The organism is Rhizobium sp. CG5 (assembly GCF_023701945.1).
Taxonomy (GTDB): domain Bacteria; phylum Pseudomonadota; class Alphaproteobacteria; order Rhizobiales; family Rhizobiaceae; genus Allorhizobium.
Genome location: NZ_JABAEF010000005.1, coordinates 126,152 through 148,462, shown reverse-complemented (window position 1 = coordinate 148,462; position 22,311 = coordinate 126,152). Strand labels below are relative to the sequence as shown.

Here is a 22,311-nt window from a genome sequence, read left to right as displayed (position 1 = left end):
GCCGCAATTACAATCCGCAAGCGCAGATCAGCCGCCGCGCTTGTCGAGCATCTTCGCAACATCCATGGCGAAATAGCTCAAGATTCCGTCGCAGCCGGCCCGCTTGAAGCACAACAGCGTCTCCAGCATCACCCGATCGCCGTCGATCCAGCCATTCATGGCAGCCGCCTTGATCTGGGTATATTCGCCGGACACCTGATAGGCGAAGACCGGCAGGCCGAAATTTTCCTTCAGCCGCCAACAGATGTCCAGATAGGGCAGGCCGGGCTTGACCATCAGCATGTCGGCGCCTTCCTCGACATCGAGGGCCGCATCGCGGATCGCCTCGGTGCCGTTGGCCGGATCGATATAATAGGACTTCTTGTCGCCTTTCAGCAGGCGGCTGGTGCTGATCGCCTCGCGGTAGGGACCGTAGAAGCCGGAGGAAAATTTTGTCGCGTAGGCCATGATGCCGACCGACTGGTGGCCGCTGGCATCCAGTCCCCGGCGGATGGCGCCGATGCGGCCGTCCATCATGTCGGAGGGTGCGATGATGTCGGCGCCCGCATCGGCCTGGAGGATCGCTGCCTTGACGATCTGGTCGACCGTTTCGTCGTTGACGATGTCATCGCCACGCAGGATGCCGTCATGGCCGTGGCTGGTGAACGGGTCGAGCGCCACATCGGTGATAATGCCGATATTGGGCACCGCCTTCTTGATGGCAGCCGTCGTCTGGTTGATCAGGTTATTGGCGACCAGGATCTGCGAGCCGGTGTCGTCGCGCAGGTCCATGTCGATATTGGGAAAGGTGGCGAGCGCCGGAATGCCGAGATCGGCGGCAGCCTTTGCCGCTTCCACGGCCTTGTCGACGGTCATGCGGTTGACGCCGGGCATGGCGGCAATCGGCTCGCTGATGCCGGTGCCGGGAATGACGAAGATCGGCCAGATCAGGTCGTCGACGGTCAGCCGGTTTTCCTGCACCAGGCGGCGTGTCCAGTCGGCCTTGCGGTTGCGCCGCATGCGGCGATGGCCGGTGATTTCGTCGACCAGATGAATCTTGTCCTGCATGGATTTGCGCCCCCGCTGTCTGTAAGCCCGAAATCGGCCGAATAGTGATCGGATATGCGGGCTGCATATCATGGCGGAAAAGTTTTGCACACTCCAGGCGCTGCCTTCGAGGCCTTGTGACTGGCGGCAGATCGTCGCTGCGCCTATCCTTGCAAACATGAAACCTGATTCTGCCCATGTGCCAAAACGAAGCCTGACCGATACGCTGTTTGTCTTATTTCTGCGCATCGTGGCGATCTCGTGCCTGTGGCTGGGTATCCAGTACTGGTCCATGCTGGTCGGCTATTCGCTGCAGGGCCATGCGCGCTTCGATCTGCTCAGCGTGCCATGGCGGGTGGCAGCCTCCAGCCTGGCGGGCGGCTTCCCTGTTGCAGCCCTTGGGCTGTGGGTGGCCGGGTCCTGGGGGCCTGTCATATGGATCGTCACCGCCGGTGCCCAGGGGCTGATGCACGGCGTCTGGCCGGAGATTTTTGGCCGCTACGCGCTGGTCGTGCCGATGCACCTGCTGGTGGCGCTTGTCTATATCGTCTTTCGCGTCGCCCTCTGGCTTGAAAAGCGACACAAGGCCCAGGAGATAACAGTTGATTTACCCTGATGCGAGGTCGGCAGATGGTAAGTTCCTGTTAAGCCTGCGTTTTAAGTAGAATTTTATTCGCATTGGATAGTGTGTCTCTCAAGGCGGGCAAAACAACAAGAACCGCCACTTAAACAGTGAGGCAGACACAATGAACACGAAAATCAAGCCACAGCCGATCGCCATCGATCCTGAAGAACAGACCATCCGTTCTCTGTACATGGAATCCCTGCACCTGGTGGAACGTCTTCACCGCCGCCTGCTCGACGTCATCAAGGACGAGTTCGATCGCCAGGGACGCAACGACGTCAATGCCGTCCAGGCCCTGTTGCTGTTCAACATCGGCAATTCGGAACTGACCGCCGGCGAACTGCGCTCGCGCGGCTACTATCTCGGCTCCAACGTCTCCTACAACGTCAAGAAGTTGGTCGACCTCGGCTTCATCAACCACTCCCGTTCGCGCGTCGACCGTCGCTCGGTTCGCATCAGCCTGACGGAACAGGGCCAGGACGTTGCCGAGACCGTGGCCAAGCTCTACGACCGCCATGTCGGCTCGATCCAGAAGGTCGGCGGCATCGGCACGGACGAGTTCACCAACATGAACAAGCTGCTGCAGCGCCTCGACCGTTTCTGGAACGACTCGATCATGTATCGCCTCTAAGGCCTTACCGTTTCCTCCGACTGGAGCTCGGTCCGGGTACGCATGACGCGTATCCGGCCGCTCGTCGTTTTTGACATCCGCCCCACGGCACAACCGCAACACACTCTCGTGACTGCAACCTACCTGACACGCTTTGGCCATATTGATATGGGAGCCGCTGGGGTTAGGTTCTAAGGGTCGGGGCATCGTCCAATGGGCGTCAAAAGGTCCGGACCGGCTGGTCGGCGGCGCGTGTTCGTCGCTTTTTCTTAACCATGTGCGTGTAAGCCCGTGGGATGATGGCGGAATAGGAAGCGGTAGAAAATGTCGAAAAAGACAGGAATGGTTGACGTCTCGCGTCGCGCTTTGCTGCGTGGTGTAGCGGCAGCAGCGGCAACGACACTGGCAGGCCAGGCCATGGCCCAGACGGCGATCGACGAGCTGATCAACGCTCCGCGTCGCGGCAACTGGGACGACCAGTTCGACGCCAAGGCATCGCGCACGGTGGCCGGCGTCGTTTCGAACAATCCGATGCTGAGCCCCGGCAATTTCATCAACATGCAGCAGGCGATCACCGATTATCAGGAGATCGTGTCGAGCGGCGGCTGGCCGCAGGTCAATCCGAGCATCAAGCTGCGCCTCGGCGCCGTCGATCCCTCGGTGCAGGCGCTTCGCCAGCGCCTGATGATCTCGGGCGATCTGCCGCGCTCGGCCGGCATGTCGAATTCCTTCGACAGCTATGTCGACGGTGCCGTCAAGCGCTTCCAGTCGCGTCACGGCCTGCCGGAAGACGGCGTGCTCGGCGAGTTCTCGCTCAAGGCCCTCAACATCTCGGCAGACGTTCGCCTCAACCAGCTCAACGTCAACTTCCAGCGCCTGCAGGACACCACCGCCAAGCCGCTGGAGGCGCGCTACATCGTCGTCAACATTCCGGCTGCCTATGTCGAGGCGGTCGAGAACGACCAGGTCGCACTGCGCAACTCCGCGATCGTCGGTCGCATCAGCCGCCCGTCGCCGCTGGTCAGTTCGAAGGTCTCCGACATCATCCTCAATCCTTACTGGACCGCGCCGCGCTCGATCGTCGAAAAGGACATCGTGCCGCTGATGCAGAAGGACCCGACCTATCTCGCCCGCAACAATATTCGCCTGATCGACGGCCAGGGCCAGGAAGTCGCACCTGAGACCATCGACTGGTTTGCGCCAAAGGCGCCGAACCTGATGTTCCGCCAGGATCCGGGCAAGATCAACGCCATGTCCTCGACGAAGATCAACTTCCCGAGCCCCGATGCCGTCTATATGCATGACACCCCGACGCAAGGCCTGTTCAACAAGCTGATGCGCTTTGAATCCTCCGGCTGCGTGCGCGTTCAGAACGTTCGCGACCTGATCGTCTGGATTCTGAAAAACACCCCTGGCTGGAACCGCCAGCAGATCGAGCGGGTGATCGCCAGCCGCGTCAATACGCCCATCCAGGTCGCCGACGAGATCGGCGTGCACTGGGTCTACATCACCGCCTGGTCGGCCAAGGACCGGGTCGTGCAGTTCCGCGATGACATCTATGAACTGGATGGCGATCAGCAGCTGGCTTTGCAGACCAATATCGGTGTCGAACAGGTGTCCGGTTCGGTCGAAGACGACATCCTGCCGCAATAATCGCCGTCTGACGGTGAAGACATCGGCCGCGCCCCGCAAGGAGCGCGGCTTTTTCATGTCGGCTTGCACCCGTTGGACAGCGCCGAACAACACCTGCCCAGCCCAATCTTGCCCCTGATCCGGGCGTCTGTGTCTTCCATCAAACGGCAATCTGCGGCCTTTCGACCGTCCATCGCTCTTTGATGCGCAAATGTCGTTCCCCGTATTGCTCTCGGCCTTGCGGAACGTTAAGACCCCTTGGCATCAACCCGTCCAGGAGCCTGCCATCATGTCGAACACCGATGCCTTCTTCTCCCGCCCGCTGGCCGAAGCCGATCCGGACATTTTTGGCGCGATTGAAAAGGAGCTCGGTCGGCAACGCCACGAGATCGAACTGATCGCGTCTGAAAACATCGTGTCGCGCGCCGTGCTGGAAGCGCAGGGCTCGATCATGACCAACAAATATGCCGAGGGCTATCCGGGCAAGCGCTATTACGGTGGCTGCCAGTTCGTCGATATCGCCGAAGAACTCGCCATCGAGCGCGCCAAGAAGCTGTTCGGCGTCAATTTCGCCAACGTGCAGCCGAACTCAGGTTCGCAGATGAACCAGGCCGTGTTCCTGGCGCTGCTGCAGCCCGGCGACACCTTCATGGGCCTCGACCTCAATTCCGGCGGCCACCTGACCCACGGTTCGCCGGTCAACATGTCCGGCAAGTGGTTCAACGTCGTGTCCTACGGTGTGCGTCAGGGCGACAACCTGCTTGATATGGATGCCGTGGCCGAATCGGCCCGCACCCATAAGCCCAAGCTCATCATCGCCGGCGGCACCGCCTATTCCCGCACCTGGGACTGGAAGCGTTTCCGCGAGATCGCCGATGAAGTCGGTGCCTGGCTGATGGTCGACATGGCGCATATTGCGGGTCTGGTTGCCGGCAACCAGCATCCGTCGCCATTCCCGCACTGCCACGTTGCCACCACCACGACCCACAAGTCGTTGCGCGGACCGCGCGGCGGCATGATCTTGACCAATGACGAGGATCTGGCGAAGAAGTTCAACTCGGCCGTCTTCCCCGGCCTGCAGGGCGGCCCGCTGATGCATGTCATCGCTGCCAAGGCCGTGGCCTTCGGTGAAGCGCTGCAGCCCGAGTTTCAGGATTACGCCGCCCAGATCGTCAAGAACGCCAAGGCCCTGTCGGAAACGCTGGTGGCCGGCGGCCTCGACATTGTCTCCGGCGGTACCGACAACCACCTGATGCTGGTCGACCTGCGCAAGAAGAACGCCACCGGCAAGCGTGCCGAGGCTGCCCTTGGCCGCGCCTACATCACCTGCAACAAGAACGGCATCCCGTTTGATCCTGAAAAGCCCTTCGTCACCTCCGGTGTCCGTCTCGGCACGCCGGCCGGTACGACCCGCGGCTTCAAGGAAGCCGAGTTCCGCGAGATCGGCAACCTGATCGTCGAAGTTCTCGACGGCCTGAAGGTCGCCAATTCGGATGAGGGTAATGCGGCGGTGGAAGCATCGGTGCGCGAAAAGGTCGTCGCCTTGACCGGCCGCTTCCCGATGTATCCGTACCTTTAAAGGAGAGCCGATGCGCTGCCCCTTCTGCGGATCTGACGATACCCAGGTCAAGGACTCGCGTCCGGCGGAGGATAACACCTCCATCCGCCGGCGTCGCATCTGTCCTGATTGTGGCGGCCGTTTCACGACGTTCGAGCGGGTGCAACTGCGCGAATTGATGGTCCTGAAAAAGACCGGCCGCAAGGTGCCGTTCGCGCGCGACAAGCTGGTGCGGTCCTTCGAGATCGCACTGCGCAAGCGCCCCGTCGACCGCGACCGCATCGAGCGGGCGGTGTCGGGCATCGTGCGCCGGCTGGAAAGCTCCGGCGAGACGGAGATTTCGTCCGAGGAAATCGGCCTGCAGGTGCTGGAAGCCCTCAAAAGCCTCGATGACGTCGGCTTCGTGCGCTATGCCTCGGTCTATCGCGACTTTTCCCACGCCGAGGATTTCGAAAACGTCATCGCCGAAATCAACGCAAAGATCTCCCGCGACAGCGGTGGGGAGTGAGCCTTGTCCGGCTTCTCCCATGACCGGCGCTACATGGCGGCCGCAATCCGCCTGTCGCTGACCCATCTCGGACAGACCTCCACCAATCCCTCCGTCGGCTGCATCATCGTCAAGGATGACAGGATCGTCGGCCGCGGCGTGACGGCCTTAAGCGGTCGACCCCATGCCGAAACCGAGGCGCTGGCCGATGCCGGAGAGCAGGCGAGGGGGGCAACAGCCTATGTGACGCTGGAGCCCTGTTCCCATCACGGCCGCACGCCCCCTTGCGCCCATGCGCTGGTAGAGGCCGGCATAGCCCGCGTCGTCGTGGCGGTCACCGATCCCGATCCGCGCGTCTCGGGCCGCGGCCTGAAGATTCTTGAGGATGCCGGCATAGCGGTGACGGTGGGCGTCCTGGAGCAGCCGGCCCGCCGGGCACTGGCCTACTACCTCTCCCGCCAGACGCAAAAACGTCCCTATGTGATTCTGAAGCTTGCCGTCTCCGTTGACGGCATGCTCGGCCGGGCAGGCGCCGGCCAGGTCCGCATCACCGGCGATCGGTCGCGTGCCGTGGTCCACGCCCTGCGGGCCGAGACGGATGCGATCCTGGTCGGCATCGGCACGGCGCTGGCCGACGATCCGGAACTGACGGTGCGCATTCCGGGATTGGAGGCGCGTTCGCCGGTTCGCATCGTGCTCGACCGGCGGCTGGAGCTGCCGCTGACGTCGAAACTGGTGCAGACGGCGCAGGATGTGCCAGTATTTTTGGTGACGGATGGAAGATCTGCCGAGGCTGGGGTACCCCCCTCTGCCCTGCCGGGCATCTCCCCCTCAAGGGGGGAGATCGAGTCGGGGCGGGCGCTCGCTTCCGCAGATACCTCTGAGATTGTTGAAACGATCGGCGTCCGCGCATTGATCTCCCCCCTTGAGGGGGAGATGTCCGGCAGGACAGAGGGGGGTATCGAGACCACCAACTATTCCGTCGACCTCACTCACCGCGGCGCCGCTCTTCGGTCCGCCGGCGTCGAAATCGTGCAGGCGACCACGCTTGCTGATTTGCTGATGACGCTCGCTGTGCGGGGCATTTCCTCCGTGCTGGTCGAAGGCGGGGCGGCAACCGCCAAAGCCTTTCTGGACGCGGGTCTCGTCGATCGTATCCTGCTGTTCCAAGGGCCGGACAAAATCGGTGCGGACGGCATTGCATCGCCGCTGACAACAGCCAATATACCGGATGAATTCTCCCGCCGTGGCACAAAGCAGTTCGGCGCGGACATCTGCACTTGTTTTGAAAGAGCGTTTTGATGTTTACCGGCATTGTCACCGATATCGGCACCGTTGAGAGCGTTACCCCTTTAAAAGAAGGTGTGAAGCTCAGGATCGCCACCAATTACGATCCCGCCACCATCGCCATGGGCGCCTCGATCGCCCATTCCGGCACCTGCCTGACCGTGACCGGTCTGCCGGACGAGGGCAGCAATGCCCGCTGGTTCGAGGTCGAGGCCTGGGAAGAGGCGCTGCGTCTGACCACGATCGCCACCTGGAGCAAGGGCACCCATATCAATCTGGAGCGGTCGCTGAAGATCGGCGACGAACTCGGCGGCCATATCGTCTCCGGCCATGTCGACGGCAAGGCGGAGATCATTTCGGTCACGTCAGAAGGCGATGCGACGCGCTACACCCTGCGGGTGCCCGAACCTCTGGCGCGCTTCGTGGCGCCCAAGGGCTCCGTGGCGCTCGACGGCACCTCGCTGACCGTCAACAAGGTCGATCATTGCGATTTCGATGTGCTGCTGATCCGTCACACGCTGGAAGTGACCACCTGGGGCGAGCGCAAGGCCGGCGACTTCGTCAATTTCGAAGTTGATACCATGGCGCGTTATGCCGCAAGGCTTGCGGAGTTTCCGGGTTCCCGGCCGGAATAGAGGGGCAAGCTGATTTAAACATGGGAAAGGCCCGGGCAGTGATGCCGCCCGGGCCTTGTCTGTTTGGGAATGTCGTCGGCTTAACGAACGACGATCAGGTCTTCTTCTTCGTCCCGCTGGCGACCGCCAAGGGCCGCGGCAACGCTGGCGATGAAGGCGCCGACCATGAGCGACAGGGCGCCGACGAGAGCGACGGTGGTGGCCGTCTTCTTGGCGGTATCGGCAGCTTCTTGTGCTGCGACCTTGGTTTCCTCGATCGTGGCAAGCGTTGCATCGACCCGTGTGCGGGCATCGGCCTCTGTCAGACCGGTGCGCGCTGCCACGACCTGCGACAGATAGGTCTTGTCAGCGTCCGGCATGGTGCCTTCGACGGCGCCATTGACCAGGATCCGCGAGACCTGTGCGGTGACCTGTTCGTCGGCCTGTCCAGCCGGAGCGGCCGCAGGATTTGCCGGGCGCAGCAGCGAATCGGTGAAATAATCGACCGAGAAGCCGCTGGCACTCGGATCGGCCTGCGACGCGGCGGCGACACCGGCAGCACCGGTTGCGCCGGCGGCAGTTGCCGTTGCCTGCACACCGACGCCGATGGCCGACGAGACAGCCGATGTCAGGACGCCGGCCACCAGCAGTGTGCCGAGCGCCCAGCCGAGAAAGCCATGGGCGGTGTCACGGAAGAAAACTTCGTCCGTATGCACGCCGACCCATTTGGTCCGCAGACGGCCGGTCAGATAACCACCGAGGCCAGCCGACAGCCATTGCACGACAATCAGCCAGACGGCTGTGGCAGCACCAATGGTGACGAGCGAGCTGCTCTCGCCGGCAAACGGCGACACCATGGTGAGGCCAATGCCCGAGCCGACCAGCAGCAGAACCACGGTGACCGCCGAAGCCGCCACGGCGCCGGCAATGATGGCGCCCCAGGAGACGCCGGATTTCGATGATTCCACCGGCATTACGGAGCCGGAAGCGGACGTGGAGGAGACTGGAATGGCCATCTCCATCCCCTAGCGCCAGAACAGCATGATAAGAATAATGAGCGGGATCGGGATCCCGAGAAACCAGAGTAAAATACCGCGACCCATGATGTCCTCCTGTCAGCAATGCTGCGTTTTATTTTGCAAAGAACGAAGAGCAACACCGCCACCCTCGTTGTCGCCATAACCTCGGAGCCGAGGTTTTGTTCCTTGAAAACAGAGCGCTGAAAACGCATTCGGCCCCCGCGCCATCATCGCGCAGGGGCCATACCGGAACTTGGAACGGGGTCGAGACAGGGATCAGCGAACGTAGATCGTCAGGCTGCCATCGGCTGCCTGTGCGGCAGCGACGATGTTGTCGACCTCGACCTGCTGGGCCCTCAGGTCGTTTAGGAGCACCGTGTTGGCCTTGATGGAAGCCTGCAGTTCGAGGCTCTCCTCCGACTTGGCCGGATCTCGATCATTGTAGCGGGTATAGACCGGGTCGTGCCTGTCGAGCGAGTCGAGGGTCGCGACGTCGAAGCGTGGCGCCTTGTCGTTTTTCACGATGGCGTCGATCTGCTGCGGTGTTATCAACATCGTTTTGGCATCGGACGCATAGCTGTAGCTGCCGAAGGCGATGGCGGACATAAGGGTGGCGCTGGCAATTTTCGCAAAGGGATTCATCGTTTTTTCCTTTCAATGAAACCTGCGGTCGGGACCATTCCCGGTGGCCGTGCAAGGAGAGATATTGGATCCGATTGCGGCTTTTTCTGGAAATAAGCCTTTGAATTGTATTAAGAATAATTCATTTTGACAGCCATCAATTTGCCCGATTCCAGGCGGCCGCGCAGGCGCTTTTTAAGCGAACTGCGGGAGCCTGTCATGGCACAAAAAAACGCGGCCCGAAGACCGCGTTTGCTGGCAATCCTGTCTAAAGACAGAGTGCCGTTACCTGCCCATGGAACTGACGATCATGCCGGTCGCGACATTGATCAGCACAAAAGTGCCGTCCACCTCGACCCAGCGCTCGCCCTGTCCGGGATTGCGCAGCTTGCGCTGCTTGATATCCTTGTCCGAGACCCGCTGGCCACGATGGTCAGCCGGCAGCATCTTGCCCTTCTCGATAACCACGGGCTGCTGCTGCTGGCCTGCCGGCGGCTTCTTCTGTTCCTGGGCAAAGGCAGCGGGGGTGAAGAGAAAAGAGGCGCCCATCAGGGCGACGATCATTTTATTCATATCAGTTCCTTTCATCAATGATGCCAAAACGCGCCACCTGCGGAATTGATCCGGTTATGAATCATTAAAATTATGTAACATAACTATGTGCGGTGCTCAGCCGCTCAGCTGCCGGGCTCGCCGTCCCAGTAATCGAGCGACCCTGTCGGCCGGACCATCTGGCGGAACACCGGCCGGCCCTCGGCATCGCTGGTCTTGGTCAGCACCTTGCCCGAGTCGGGATATTCGACCACTTCGGTCTTCGCCTTGGTCGAGACCGCCAGATAGATCAGCGGCTCGTCGCCCGTATTGATGATCTGGTGCGCCGTGTCAGGCCCGCCGGCCGGCGCCCCCAGCACATCGCCCGCCTTGCAGTCCAGCCGCTCGGCACCCAGCCGGTAGGTTCCCCGTCCTGACAGGATGACGAAGACTTCGTCTTCGACATGGTGATTGTGGAACGGACAGGAGGACTTGCCGGGCGGCACCTCGCTATAGCTGAGGCCGAGGCCCTTGAGGCCAAGCATCGGGCCGAGGGTGGCTCCGGCACCGGCGTAGAATGCCCCTTGCGAAAACGGCTCAAGCGCCAGGTCGCGCAGCGTAATGATCGATTTGGCAGGATCCGGCATGGGAGTATCCTTTTGCGGCGGCAAGGCGGGTGGAGTTGGGCAACGCCGGCGCACCATGCAAGAAAAGCGGCATTTCCGACAGGCCTTTCTAAAAACACTTGCCAATGGCGGTGCGAAGTGGTTTGACCGCCCTCTGTTCGGCGCTCGCCGTATTTTCCGTCCGATTTAGGGTGAAGATCATGCCAGACCACACATCCGCGCCGCATCTGTTGATCGTCGAAGCGCGCTTTTACGACGACATGGCCGATGCCCTGCTCGACGGTGCAAAATCCGCACTGGACGACGCCGGCGCCAGCTATGACGTCATCACCGTTCCCGGTGCCCTGGAAATTCCCGCAGCCATCTCGATGGCGCTCGATGGTGCCGATCAGGGCGGCACCGACTATGATGGCTTTGTCGCGCTCGGCATGGTCATCCGCGGCGAAACCTTCCATTTCGACATCGTCGCCACCGAATCCTCCCGTGCCCTGATGGATCTGGCCGTGTCGGAATCCCTGCCGATCGGCAATGGCATCATGACCGTCGAGAACGAAGCACAGGCCTGGGCCCGCGTGCGCAAGACGGAAAAGGACAAGGGTGGCTTTGCGGCCCGTGCCGCTTTGACGATGATTGAACTGAAGACGAAATTGGGCGGCTGAGCCATGACGACGGAAGACAACAAGCCGCCGGTCAAGACGGCCAACCAGCGCGGCGCTGCCCGCCTTGCCGCCGTCCAGGCTCTCTATCAGATGGATATCGGCGGTACCGGCGTGCTCGAAGTGGTCGCCGAATATGAGGCGCACCGGCTCGGCCAGGAAATCGATGGCGATACCTATCTGAAGGCCGATGCCTCGTGGTTCCGCTCCATCGTCGCCGGCGTCGTGCGCGACCAGACCGTCATCGATCCGCTGATCCGCCAGGCTCTGCAGGATGACTGGTCCCTGTCGCGCATGGACAGCACGGTGCGCGCCATTCTGCGCGCCGGCGCTTTCGAACTGCTGGAGCGCAAGGACGTTCCGATCGCGGTGATCGTCACGGAATATGTCGAAATCGCCCATGCGTTTTTCGAGGACGAAGAGCCCAAGCTCGTCAATGCGGTTCTCGATCGCATTGCCAAGCAGGTTCGGGTTCAGACCGTCAAGTAAACAGAACGACGACATCGGAGAGCAGGTCATGGGTGCTGGCGACGGGCAGGGGATCGAAGGTCAACTGCGCTCCGCCAAGCGCAATGTGATGATTCTCGCCGCCGCCCAGTCGATCCTCGGCTCGGCAGCGCCTTTGAGCTTTGCGGTCGGCGGCCTTGCCGGCTATCAGCTGCTCGGCGCCGACAAGTCGCTGGCAACCGCACCGCTCACCGGCTTCAATATCGGCGTGGCCATCGGCGCCATCGTCATTGCCGCCCTGTCGCGCTTTCTCGGCCGCAAGGCGAGCTTCATGCTCGGTGCCGCCATGGCTGCCATCGGCGGCGCGGTCGCAGCCCTTGCGCTGTTTCGCTCCGAATTCTGGCTCTTTGCCTTCGGCCTGCTGCTGATCGGCCTGTCGGGCGGCTTCACCCAGAAGATCCGCTTTGCCGCGGCCGATGCCTCGCCCTCTTTTTTCAAGGGCAAGGCGATCTCCTGGATCCTGGCCGGCGGCATCATCTCCGCCATTGTCGGGCCGCAGCTGGCGATCTGGGCCAAGGACGCCTTCGAGCCGGTGCTGTTTGCCGGCGCCTTCGTCGGCCTGATCCCGCTGATGCTGGCCGCCATCGTCGTGCTGTCCTTCCTGAAGCTGCCGGAACCCGTCGGCAAGGTCGGCATCAACGGCGAGGCCGCCCGACCCTTGCGCGACATCGTCATGACGCAGCGCTTCATCACCGGCATGATCTGCGGCGTCAGTTCCTATGCGCTGATGACCTTCATGATGACCGGCGCGCCGCTGGCCATGGTCGTCGGTTGCGGCTTCTCGTCGGATCTCGCCACCCTCGGCATCCAGTGGCATGTCATTGCCATGTTCGCCCCGAGCTTTTTCACCGGCATGCTGATCACCCGGTTCGGAACGGAAAAAGTCGTCGCGGCCGGCCTTCTCATCCTGATGGCCTGCGCCATCGTCGCCCATATGGGCGTCGAGCTTTGGAATTTCTGGAGCGCGCTGGTGCTGCTTGGTATCGGCTGGAACTTCGGCTTCATCGGCGCCACCGCCATCGTCGCGTCGAGCTATCGTCCCCATGAGGCCGACAAGGTGCAGGGTTTCCACGACATCGTGCTGTTCGGCATCGTGGCGCTGTCGTCCTTTTCCTCCGGCAAGGTGTTTTCCGCCTATGGCTGGTCGATCATGAACCTGGTGATCTGGCCGGTGACCATCACCTGCCTCATTCTGGTGATCCTGCAGATGCGCGCCAGCGCCCGCACCAAACCGGCCTGAAGCCCGATCTCCGGCCCCATTCACAACTTGCGGTCTATCAAGAACCGGCGCGACAATTCGCCGGTTCGCTGTATTGCCGGACGGAAAAGCAGCACTTGACGCGACCCCATCATCAACGCAATCTCGCCCCGTGCCGGTAGGCTTCTGAGGAGGGGCCGAGACCAGGCGCGGAATTACGACCACGCGGAGGAGCATGGCGCGGTCGATACTGGAGGGTATTGCGAATGACAGTTTTATTGGGCGTGATCTTATGCGGCTTGCTTTCGATCGCCTATGCGGTCTGGGCTACCAAATCCGTACTTGCCGCCGACCAGGGCAACGCACGCATGCAGGAGATCGCCGGTTATATCCGTGAAGGCGCGCAGGCCTATCTGATGCGCCAGTACATGACCATTGCCATGGTGGGCGCCGTCGTCTTCGTGCTGGCCTGGTATCTTCTCTCGGGCGCGGCCGCGATCGGCTTCCTGATCGGCGCCGTCCTGTCCGGTGCTGCCGGTTTCATCGGCATGCATGTGTCCGTTCGTGCCAATGTTCGCACGGCCCAGGCCGCATCCCAGAGCCTGGCGGCCGGCCTCGACATCGCCTTCAAGTCCGGCGCCATCACCGGCATGCTGGTGGCAGGCCTCGCCCTGCTCGGCGTCGCGGTCTATTTCTTTGTTCTGACGGCGCTGATGGGCCATGCCAGTGGCTCGCGTGAAGTGATCGACGCGCTGGTGGCGCTGGGCTTCGGGGCATCGCTGATCTCCATCTTCGCCCGTCTCGGCGGCGGCATCTTCACCAAGGGCGCCGATGTCGGCGGCGATCTCGTCGGCAAGGTGGAAGCCGGCATCCCGGAAGACGACCCGCGCAACCCCGCCACCATTGCCGACAATGTCGGCGACAATGTCGGCGACTGCGCCGGCATGGCAGCCGACCTGTTCGAGACCTATGCAGTCTCGGTGGTCGCCACCATGGTCTTGGCGGCCATCTTCTTTGCCGCCAGTCCCTTGCTGGAAACGGTGATGATCTATCCGCTGGCAATCTGCGGTGCCTGCATCGTGACCTCGATCATCGGTACGTTTTTCGTCAAGCTCGGCACCAATGGCTCGATCATGGGCGCCCTTTACAAGGGGCTGATCGTTACCGGCCTTCTGTCGATCCTCGGCCTTGCCGGCGCCACCTCGGCGACCGTTGGCTGGGGCTCGATCGGCACCGTTGCCGGCATGGACATTACCGGCACCAACCTGTTCATCTGCGGCATCCTCGGCCTGGTCGTCACGGCGCTGATCGTGGTCATCACCGAATATTACACCGGCACCAACAAGCGTCCGGTCAATTCCATCGCCCAGGCATCGGTCACCGGCCATGGCACCAATGTCATCCAGGGGCTGGCGGTGTCGCTGGAATCGACCGCCCTGCCGGCGATCGTCATCGTTGGCGGCATCATCTCGACCTACCAGTTCGCCGGCCTGTTCGGCACGGCGATCGCGGTCACCACCATGCTCGGCCTGGCCGGCATGATCGTCGCACTCGATGCCTTCGGCCCGGTCACCGACAATGCCGGTGGCATTGCCGAAATGGCCCATCTGCCGCCGGAAGTGCGCAAGTCCACCGATGCGCTCGATGCCGTCGGCAACACCACCAAGGCCGTCACCAAGGGCTATGCCATCGGTTCGGCCGGCCTCGGCGCGTTGGTTCTGTTTGCCGCCTATTCCAACGACCTGCAGTTCTTTGCCGCCAACAGCGAAAAATATCCCTACTTCGCCAATATGGGCGACATTTCCTTCAGTCTCTCCAATCCTTACGTGGTCGCCGGCCTGATCTTCGGCGGTCTCATCCCCTACCTGTTCGGTGGTATCGCAATGACCGCGGTCGGTCGGGCGGCAGGCTCCATCGTCGAGGAAGTGCGCCGGCAGTTCCGCGAAAATCCCGGCATCATGCAGGGAACCGTCAAGCCCGATTACGGCCGGGCGGTCGACCTTTTGACCAAGGCGGCGATCCGCGAAATGATCATCCCCTCGCTGCTGCCGGTGCTGGCACCGCTGGTCGTCTATTTCGGCGTGCTGGCGGTTTCCGGCTCCAAGGCCTCGGCCTTCGCAGCCCTTGGTGCGTCCCTGCTGGGCGTCATCGTCAACGGCCTGTTCGTCGCCATTTCCATGACGTCGGGCGGCGGCGCCTGGGACAATGCCAAGAAGAGTTTCGAGGACGGTTTTGTCGACAAGGATGGCACCACCCATCTGAAGGGATCGGATGCCCACAAGGCGTCGGTCACCGGCGATACGGTCGGCGACCCCTACAAGGACACAGCCGGCCCCGCCGTCAATCCGGCGATCAAGATCACCAATATCGTCGCCCTGTTGCTGCTGGCCGTGCTGGCCGGCTGAGCCGGGATCGATATCAGACAAAAGAAAACCCGCGGCTTCTGGTGAAGCCGCGGGTTTTGTGTTTCCGAATATGTCTGCCGAGGCTCAGAGCCCGTTGAGCATGTTCTTGACGCTGTTTGCGGCGCCGCCACCGCCCGACAGCAACTGCTGCAGGAAGGTGAGGTCCTTGCCGCCGGTCGGCGTGGTGCGGGAGATCGTGTCGAACACCTTGCCGTCCTGGAGCGTATAGTTTGAACGCTGCGCGACGACGCCGTCCTTGTCGAAATAGATGGCCAGAATCTGCTGGTCGACCAGCTTCTGCTTCATGAAGGCCACCGAGCGGACGCGCTTCTGGGAGATGTAGTAGAACACCTCACCATCGAAGGTCGCCGTGGTGGACGGCGTGCCGAGCGACAGAATGACCTGTTCGCGGCTGGCCCCGACCGGCACCAATGCCAGCGCATCCTCGTCGACGATATAGCCGTTGTGAAAGACTTCACCGGTCTGGCAGCCCGACAGGCCGCCGACGACCAGTAACGCGGCAATGGCGGCACCGCCGAAAAATGTTCTGTCCGAACCGAAATACCGTCTCTTCAACGACGCGTCTCCCATATACTCAAACTGCTGGCCTTGCCGGCACTTCAGATGTCCTGTTGCGCACATCATTATGGCCTTTCCGGGGACACCGGAACATGATCTGGCCCTAGAGATGCTGCCGCCTTGCCGGCCACACGAACCAGGCAATACGGGCGCGAAAGGCCCCATGACGGAAAGTGGCTCTGGTCGAAACGGCATTGCAATTCACGACTGCTTCGGTAAACCAGCTTTCGCGATCATGCAACAAGGCCTTGGCCAGACAGATCGCTCTGCGCTGAGAAAATTGGACATATAAATGCTATTCGGGCTGTTCCGTCAGAAGAAACACAACCGGATCATCGTCGACCGGCAATATGCGGCACTGACCGCGCTCGGGCGCGATCCGTATTTCTACACCGATCTCGCCGTTCCGGACACGGTGATGGGACGGCTGGAAATGCTGTCCATCGTCATGATTCTGTATTTCCGTCGCACCCGGTCGGCCGGCCAGAGCGGCAGGGAAGTGGCCCAGGAGATCGTCGATGCGTTTTTCCAGGATATCGATTATTCGATCAGGGAACTCGGTGTCGGCGACCAGACGGTTCCCAAGCGAATGAAAAAACTGGCCGGCATGTTCTACGGCCGGCTTGAATCCTATTCCGCGGCACTCGATCTAAAGGATGGACCGGCTTTGGCCGCTGCCCTGCGCCGCAACATCCATCCCGAACAGGCCGAAGCGCCCGAGATGGCGGACCTGGCCGATTGGGTGCTGGGCGCCGACCAAGAGTTGGACGGCGTGTCGGACGAAGCCTTTGCCACGGGAACGGTTCAAATGACGGTGCCTGGAGGGCGCAACTGAGATGACCACACACGATGCCGGCGCCGGCGACGCGCCATTCTCCTACCTGGTGAAGGTCGGACATATTTCCGCAAACCCCGTGCAGGTCCGCCTCGAGGCAGACGAGCGCGAGCGCCAGGGCCTGGCAAAACTCTGGCAGGTCAGCGCCGTCAACGAATTGCGCGCCGAACTGCAGATCGGCCGCTGGAAGAAGGACGGCATTCGCATCAAGGGCCAGGTCAGGGGCGAACTGGTGCAGGCCTGCGTCGTGACGCTGGAGCCGGTCGTGTCGCGTTTCAGCGAGGAGATCGAGCAGATCTACGTGCCGGAAGGCTCGAAACTGGCGCGGATCGTTGTCGATGGCGTGGCCGAAATGGTGCTTGACCCCGACGGCCCCGACGCGCCGGAGACCTTTGTCGGCGACACGATCGATGCCGGCGTGCTGGTCAGCGAGTTCGCAGCACTTGCCATCGACCCCTATCCCAAGAAGCAAGGCGTCGAGTTTGCCGGCCATTCCGACACGCCCGCAGACGAGGTGCGCCGTCCGTCTCCCTTTGCCGTGCTAAAGGACTGGAAAAAGGACCAGTAGCAATGTGTTGATGTCGCAAGACGGCACAAACCAGTTGTGCGCGACAGCAAAAACGGTATTTTGGCCGAAATTTCGCCAGGATGGCGAAAAGCAAGGATCAGGGACGCGTGATCAGAATTTCTCTTGATGTGATGGGCGGCGACTTTGGTCCGGAAGTTGTCATCCCAGGCGCTGCCAAGGCGCTCGAGCGCCATCCCGAGGTGACGTTCCTGCTGTTTGGACAGCAGGCCCGCTGCGAACCCATTTTGAACAAATACCCCAAGCTCAAGGAACGCTCCGTCCTGCACGATTGCGAGATCGCCGTCGGCATGGATGAGAAGCCGAGCCAGGCGTTGCGCCGTGGCCGCTATGTCTCCAGCATGTGGCGGTCGATCGAGGCGGTCAAGACGGGCCAGGCCGATGTCGTGGTCTCGGCCGGCAATACCGGTGCCCTGATGGCCATGTCCAAATTCTGCCTGCGCACCATGGCCAATGTCGAACGTCCGGCGATTGCGGCGATCTGGCCGACGCTGAACGGCGAGAGCATCGTGCTCGACGTCGGCGCGACCATCGGCGCCGATGCGCAGCAGCTTCTGGATTTCGCGCTGATGGGCGGCGCCATGGCGCGCGCCTTGTTCGAGATCGAGCGGCCGACGGTTGGCCTGCTCAATATCGGCGTCGAGGAGATCAAGGGTCAGGAAGAGGTCAAGGAAGCCGGGCGCCTGATCCGCGAGGCCGGGCTCGACACCATGGACTATTACGGTTTCGTCGAAGGCGACGATCTGGGCAAGGGCACCGTCGACGTCGTCGTGACCGAAGGCTTCACCGGCAATATCGCGCTGAAGACCGCCGAGGGCACCGCCCGCCAGATCGCCGAATACCTGCGGGCCGCCATGTCGCGCACGCTGATGGCCAAGATCGGCTATATCCTGGCCAAGGGCGCCTTCGACCGGCTGCGCGAGAAGATGGATCCCCGCAAGGTCAATGGCGGCGTGTTCCTCGGCCTCAACGGCATCGTCATCAAGAGCCATGGCGGAACCGATGCGGAAGGCTTTGCCGCCGCCATCGACGTCGGCTACGACATGGCGCGCAACGGCCTGACACAGAAGATAGAAAACGATTTGAAGAAATATCATGCTCGCCATCCGTCCAGTGCGGGTCCGGAAGCAGCGTGATCGACAGGGTAGGGAAGTAATGATTCGTTCAGTGGTTCGCGGTTTCGGAGCAGCGCTTCCGAAGCAAGTGATGTCCAACCGCGACCTGGAGAGCCGCGTCGATACGACGGACGAGTGGATCGTGCAGCGCACCGGCATCCGCCAGCGCTATATCGCCGGCGAAGGCGAGACGACCGCGTCGCTTGGCGAGGCGGCAGCGCGCCAGGCGCTCGACAGGGCCGGGCTGACGGTTGCCGATATCGACCTGATCATCGTTGCGACCTCGACACCCGACAACACCTTTCCGGCCACCGCCGTCAATATCCAGCACCGGCTCGGCATGAGCCATGGCTTTGCCTTCGATGTGCAGGCCGTCTGTTCGGGTTTTGTCTACGCCATGACGACGGCCGATCTCTATATCCGCGGCGGCATGGCTAAGCGCGTGCTGGTGATTGGCGCCGAGACCTTTTCGCGTATTCTCGACTGGAGCGACCGCACCACCTGCGTGCTGTTCGGCGATGGCGCCGGTGCGCTGGTCCTGGAAGGCCAGCAGGGGACCGGTGCGATTTCCGATCGTGGCATCCTGGCGTCCAAATTGCGCTCCGACGGCGCGCACCGCGAAAAGCTCTATGTCGATGGCGGGCCCTCGACCACCGGCACGGTCGGATATCTGCGCATGGAGGGCCGCGAGGTCTTCAAGCATGCGGTCAGCATGATCACCGACGTGATCGAAGCGACGTTCGAGGCGACCGGCACGACGGCAGACGATATCGACTGGCTGGTGCCCCATCAGGCCAACCGGCGCATCATCGACGCCTCGGCCAAGAAGCTCGGCATCCCTTTGGAGAAGGTCGTGGTGACGGTGGACCTGCATGGCAATACCTCTGCCGCCTCCATTCCGCTGGCGCTGGACACGGCCGCCGCAGACGGCCGCATCAAGAAAGGCGACCTGGTTCTGATCGAAGCAATGGGCGGCGGCTTTACCTGGGGCGCCGTGCTGCTAAGGTGGTAGCTCAATTCGAAAAATGCGACTCATAACAGGTGCTTGACCGACACGCCCAAGGGCAATAGTCTTCAGGCTGCTTTGGAATATGGGTTAGTGATCGGGCGGGATACGATGACCGGAAAGACAGTGACGCGGGCAGACTTGGCGGAATCAGTCTTTCGAAAGGTTGGATTGTCGCGAACCGAATCGGCCGAACTGGTCGAGACCGTCATCGACGAAATCTGCAATGCCATCGTTCGCGGCGAGGTTGTCAAGCTGTCGTCGTTTGCCACCTTCCAGGTGCGCAGCAAGAACGAGCGAATCGGCCGCAATCCCAAGACCGGCGAGGAAGTTCCGATCTCGCCGCGCCGGGTGATGACCTTCAAGGCCTCCAATGTGCTGAAACAGCGGATCCTGCGGTCGCACATTGCGCGGCGCGCCAAGCAGAAGCCGCAGAACCCGGCGGTCTAGACGCCGGCTCCCTGAAGGCAATTTGTCCTCAGGATCATAGGATCACTTGAATTCTTTGTCGTAAACCGCTCGAATATCGACGATTCGAAGCTCGGCACGCTGTGCCTGATATCGTGTGGGGAACACCAAGTTGGACAAGAGCCCGGACGCCTTTCGCACCATCAGCGAAGTTGCAGACGACCTTGATCTGCCCCAGCATGTCCTGCGCTTCTGGGAAACGCGCTTTTTGCAGATCAAGCCGATGAAGCGCGGCGGCGGCAGGCGCTATTACCGCCCCGACGACGTGGAACTGCTGAAGGGCATCCGTCATCTGCTGTATGACCACGGCTATACCATCAAGGGCGTCCAGAAACTGCTGAAGACCAATGGCAACCGTTTTGTCATGGCCGTGGCCAGCGGCGACCTGGCCACCATGGAATCGCTGGTCGCGGCCAATACCGCGACGGGGGAACCGAAACTGAGCCACGCCGATGACGATCAGATCGTCGGCCAGCCCAAGGTCAAGGTCAGCGGCCGCTTCTTCGGCTTCGGCGGCAGCGACGACGATATGCCCGAGGTTTCGGTGGGCAAGGTCGCGGTCGGCAAGGAAGACAGGGCCCTGCTGCAGGAAGCGCTCTACGATCTGCTGGAATGCAAGCGCCTGCTCGACCAGGTCCGCTGATCGCGCCGGGGCGGCGCCCATAAAAAAAGGCCGAACCTTCACGATCCGGCCTATGAAACTGTCTGGAGGGTGCCGCTTATTCGGTGACGGCGGTGCTGGCCGGCGTTTCGGTGGATTTCAGGATCAGCGTCTGATCGGCAGTGGATTGCCGTTCGGTCACAGCGCTCGATACGCTTGCCGTCTGGATTGTCGTATCGACATCGGCAGAAGCCGTCGTCTTCATATGACCGGCGCAGTCGGCCAAGGCCGCTCCGGCCGAGAGGCTGAGAACTGCGGCAATTGTGATTACTGCTTTCATCGTCGTACTCCTCTGGTTGCTCGAGAAGCATAACGCAGCGCCGCACCCATCGGAAATCACAAAACAAGGAGGGACGCAGCGTCAATCTGCGAGCTGCCGCCTGGCAATTCTGCGTCTTCCTGTCTTTTTGGAAGGCCATTCTCATTTTTCGCTTGCGCCGCCGTGGCCAAATCTCTAAGGGAAACGAGCCGTTTAGGCAGGTCGGGGCGTAGCGCAGCCCGGTAGCGCACTTGACTGGGGGTCAAGGGGTCGTCGGTTCAAATCCGGCCGCCCCGACCAAAAATGAAAGACTTAGTCGAAGTCTTGCGGCCGAAAATCCCCCATATTTCGGCCGGGTAATTTGAAGGTTTTGCCGACTGTCGTCTGGGCATTGCCGCACGGGTCAGATGTATAATACAACAAATTACTTTGACCGGCATAGTATTGCTGTGTACAATTCAATTGTGTAATCGTTTCATTGTGTTTCTTGCGAGGATGCCATAGTGTAGTCCGCTAAACGTGTGCGCATACGGCAAGAATAATAAACGGATCTGCGAAACGTGAGGCGATGTCTGGATGGTAAGAATTATCACCTTTGGTAGCTGTTTGTCTCGGCTCACGGCTGTGAATTACGTCAAGTTGTTCAGAGGCGAGGTACTTGCAACGGTGATGCATAATCGATCCGATTATTTTCTGGACAGGTACGTGGATCGCACTTTATCGCTTCCGGATATCGGTTTCTTGCGACGCCACCTTAAAGCTCAGCCTGAGAAGATGAGCGCTGACACGAATTCTTCCTTAATTCTGAATAACCAGACTGCCGAGGCGGTGGGGATTCACTCGAACAAGAACGGTTTGAATGTATTTAAAGCGATGGATCGTTCGCCAGACATAATAATTTTAGATAATTATTTCGATCTGTCTGCCCGGCTATTTGTTCACCAAAAAACAAGAGAAAGATTATTTTTTCACAAAGGATATTTTGATATTAAGCTGGACGATTGGTCGATGGATGAAATATTACCGACAAAGATGTCCGTTGAAAATTTTCATCGTATTGTTGATTGGTTTCGTACCTCTGCTCGGGGCGCCAGAATATACTTCATAAACTTTCCGAGCAATACCTACAAAGATCAACCCAGCCGGGCGGCTCGGCACTTGGCGTTTCAGGAAGCCTTTGTAAGGGCAGACATTGGCATCATCCCTTTAATGGATGTAAATCCGTCATTCCAGGCAGACGTACCTCAACACTTTAAGCATCACCAATATTGCGCATATGCCGGAATCATAAAAGGTTTGGAATCCTCGCTCAGCAAGGTAACGGCCTGAGCCGTCCCTGCCCGCCCGCAGGTGGGGCCGATTTTCCGTTTTTGTTGACTGTCTCGGTTTCGAACATCCGG

Annotated in this window: 25 protein-coding genes and 1 tRNA gene; 19 read left to right on the top strand and 7 right to left on the bottom strand. The window is 60.9% G+C overall.

Annotated features, from left to right (window positions below; translation table 11 throughout):
- Positions 1–27: 27 nt before the first annotated feature.
- Positions 28–1,047 carry a porphobilinogen synthase gene (gene hemB / locus HGO38_RS10475; protein ID WP_250955824.1) on the bottom strand — a complete coding sequence of 340 codons (1,020 nt, stop codon included), beginning with the start codon at positions 1,045–1,047 and terminating at the stop codon, positions 28–30.
- Positions 1,048–1,204: 157 nt separating this feature from the next.
- On the opposite strand from hemB, the gene HGO38_RS10470 reads away from it, so the two are divergent.
- The 7 genes from HGO38_RS10470 (at position 1,205) to HGO38_RS10440 (ending at position 7,860) form a co-directional block, all read left to right on the top strand.
- A complete protein-coding gene (locus HGO38_RS10470) occupies positions 1,205–1,642 on the top strand; it encodes a DUF6163 family protein (protein WP_250955823.1) in 438 nt (145 codons plus the stop codon).
- Between the two features lie 130 nt (positions 1,643–1,772).
- Entirely contained in the window at positions 1,773–2,282 is a 510-nt protein-coding gene (gene ldtR / locus HGO38_RS10465; protein ID WP_250955822.1) for a transcriptional regulator LdtR, read from the top strand.
- Between the two features lie 303 nt (positions 2,283–2,585).
- Entirely contained in the window at positions 2,586–3,914 is a 1,329-nt protein-coding gene (locus HGO38_RS10460) for a L,D-transpeptidase family protein (RefSeq protein WP_250955821.1), read from the top strand.
- A gap of 268 nt (positions 3,915–4,182) precedes the next feature.
- Positions 4,183–5,472 (top strand): serine hydroxymethyltransferase, encoded by a 1,290-nt coding sequence (glyA, locus tag HGO38_RS10455; RefSeq protein ID WP_250955820.1) that lies wholly within the window; start codon positions 4,183–4,185, stop codon positions 5,470–5,472.
- A 10-nt stretch (positions 5,473–5,482) separates the two neighbouring features.
- The gene (gene nrdR / locus HGO38_RS10450; RefSeq protein ID WP_168474486.1) at positions 5,483–5,959 is read left to right on the top strand and encodes a transcriptional regulator NrdR; all 477 of its coding nucleotides are present in this window, start codon (positions 5,483–5,485) and stop codon (positions 5,957–5,959) included.
- Positions 5,960–5,962: 3 nt separating this feature from the next.
- Positions 5,963–7,240 (top strand): bifunctional diaminohydroxyphosphoribosylaminopyrimidine deaminase/5-amino-6-(5-phosphoribosylamino)uracil reductase RibD, encoded by a 1,278-nt coding sequence (gene ribD, locus HGO38_RS10445; protein WP_250955819.1) that lies wholly within the window; start codon positions 5,963–5,965, stop codon positions 7,238–7,240.
- Positions 7,240–7,860, top strand: a complete 621-nt coding sequence (locus tag HGO38_RS10440; protein WP_250955818.1) for a riboflavin synthase — start codon at positions 7,240–7,242, stop codon at positions 7,858–7,860. The genes ribD and HGO38_RS10440 overlap by 1 nt, the downstream gene beginning before the upstream one ends.
- A gap of 80 nt (positions 7,861–7,940) precedes the next feature.
- Here the strand turns inward: HGO38_RS10440 and HGO38_RS10435 are convergent, their stop codons facing one another.
- From HGO38_RS10435 to HGO38_RS10420, 4 genes are all read right to left on the bottom strand, one after another.
- Entirely contained in the window at positions 7,941–8,849 is a 909-nt protein-coding gene (locus HGO38_RS10435) for a hypothetical protein (RefSeq protein WP_502941542.1), read from the bottom strand.
- Between the two features lie 285 nt (positions 8,850–9,134).
- Entirely contained in the window at positions 9,135–9,500 is a 366-nt protein-coding gene (locus tag HGO38_RS10430) for a hypothetical protein (RefSeq protein WP_250955816.1), read from the bottom strand.
- Positions 9,501–9,764: 264 nt separating this feature from the next.
- On the bottom strand, positions 9,765–10,052 hold the full coding sequence (locus tag HGO38_RS10425) for an RcnB family protein (protein WP_250955815.1): 288 nt from the start codon (positions 10,050–10,052) through the stop codon (positions 9,765–9,767).
- A 104-nt stretch (positions 10,053–10,156) separates the two neighbouring features.
- Positions 10,157–10,657 (bottom strand): cupin domain-containing protein, encoded by a 501-nt coding sequence (locus tag HGO38_RS10420; RefSeq protein WP_250955814.1) that lies wholly within the window; start codon positions 10,655–10,657, stop codon positions 10,157–10,159.
- Positions 10,658–10,836: 179 nt separating this feature from the next.
- Here HGO38_RS10420 and ribH point away from each other — a divergent pair, with 179 nt between their 5' ends.
- The 4 genes from ribH (at position 10,837) to HGO38_RS10400 (ending at position 15,402) form a co-directional block, all read left to right on the top strand.
- Complete coding sequence (ribH, locus tag HGO38_RS10415; RefSeq protein ID WP_250955813.1) at positions 10,837–11,295, top strand: 6,7-dimethyl-8-ribityllumazine synthase; 459 nt, start codon at positions 10,837–10,839, stop codon at positions 11,293–11,295.
- Positions 11,296–11,298: 3 nt separating this feature from the next.
- The gene (gene nusB, locus HGO38_RS10410) at positions 11,299–11,781 is read left to right on the top strand and encodes a transcription antitermination factor NusB (RefSeq protein ID WP_250955812.1); all 483 of its coding nucleotides are present in this window, start codon (positions 11,299–11,301) and stop codon (positions 11,779–11,781) included.
- A gap of 28 nt (positions 11,782–11,809) precedes the next feature.
- Positions 11,810–13,039: an MFS transporter gene (locus HGO38_RS10405; RefSeq protein ID WP_250955811.1), complete on the top strand. Its 1,230-nt coding sequence runs from the start codon at positions 11,810–11,812 to the stop codon at positions 13,037–13,039.
- 224 nt (positions 13,040–13,263) lie between these two features.
- A complete protein-coding gene (locus HGO38_RS10400; RefSeq protein WP_250955810.1) occupies positions 13,264–15,402 on the top strand; it encodes a sodium-translocating pyrophosphatase in 2,139 nt (712 codons plus the stop codon).
- Positions 15,403–15,486: 84 nt separating this feature from the next.
- Here HGO38_RS10400 and HGO38_RS10395 read toward each other — a convergent pair whose 3' ends face one another.
- Entirely contained in the window at positions 15,487–15,993 is a 507-nt protein-coding gene (locus HGO38_RS10395; protein ID WP_250955809.1) for an outer membrane protein assembly factor BamE, read from the bottom strand.
- 280 nt (positions 15,994–16,273) lie between these two features.
- Between HGO38_RS10395 and HGO38_RS10390 the strand changes: the two genes are divergently transcribed.
- The 6 genes from HGO38_RS10390 (at position 16,274) to HGO38_RS10365 (ending at position 20,634) form a co-directional block, all read left to right on the top strand.
- Positions 16,274–16,816: a ubiquinol-cytochrome C chaperone family protein gene (locus HGO38_RS10390; protein ID WP_250955808.1), complete on the top strand. Its 543-nt coding sequence runs from the start codon at positions 16,274–16,276 to the stop codon at positions 16,814–16,816.
- 1 nt (position 16,817) lies between these two features.
- Positions 16,818–17,384: a YceD family protein gene (locus tag HGO38_RS10385; protein ID WP_250955807.1), complete on the top strand. Its 567-nt coding sequence runs from the start codon at positions 16,818–16,820 to the stop codon at positions 17,382–17,384.
- Positions 17,385–17,491: 107 nt separating this feature from the next.
- A complete protein-coding gene (plsX, locus tag HGO38_RS10380; protein ID WP_250955806.1) occupies positions 17,492–18,538 on the top strand; it encodes a phosphate acyltransferase PlsX in 1,047 nt (348 codons plus the stop codon).
- Positions 18,539–18,557: 19 nt separating this feature from the next.
- Positions 18,558–19,529 carry a beta-ketoacyl-ACP synthase III gene (locus HGO38_RS10375; protein WP_250955805.1) on the top strand — a complete coding sequence of 324 codons (972 nt, stop codon included), beginning with the start codon at positions 18,558–18,560 and terminating at the stop codon, positions 19,527–19,529.
- Positions 19,530–19,634: 105 nt separating this feature from the next.
- Positions 19,635–19,973, top strand: a complete 339-nt coding sequence (locus HGO38_RS10370; RefSeq protein ID WP_168474502.1) for an integration host factor subunit alpha — start codon at positions 19,635–19,637, stop codon at positions 19,971–19,973.
- Positions 19,974–20,103: 130 nt separating this feature from the next.
- Positions 20,104–20,634: a MerR family transcriptional regulator gene (locus HGO38_RS10365; protein WP_250955804.1), complete on the top strand. Its 531-nt coding sequence runs from the start codon at positions 20,104–20,106 to the stop codon at positions 20,632–20,634.
- A 76-nt stretch (positions 20,635–20,710) separates the two neighbouring features.
- Here the strand turns inward: HGO38_RS10365 and HGO38_RS10360 are convergent, their stop codons facing one another.
- Positions 20,711–20,932, bottom strand: coding sequence for a hypothetical protein (locus HGO38_RS10360; protein ID WP_250955803.1), 222 nt, complete (start codon positions 20,930–20,932; stop codon positions 20,711–20,713).
- Positions 20,933–21,134: 202 nt separating this feature from the next.
- Between HGO38_RS10360 and HGO38_RS10355 the strand changes: the two genes are divergently transcribed.
- A tRNA-Pro gene (locus HGO38_RS10355) sits at positions 21,135–21,211 on the top strand.
- Between the two features lie 405 nt (positions 21,212–21,616).
- Positions 21,617–22,240, top strand: a complete 624-nt coding sequence (locus HGO38_RS10350; protein WP_250955802.1) for a hypothetical protein — start codon at positions 21,617–21,619, stop codon at positions 22,238–22,240.
- Positions 22,241–22,311: the final 71 nt, after the last annotated feature.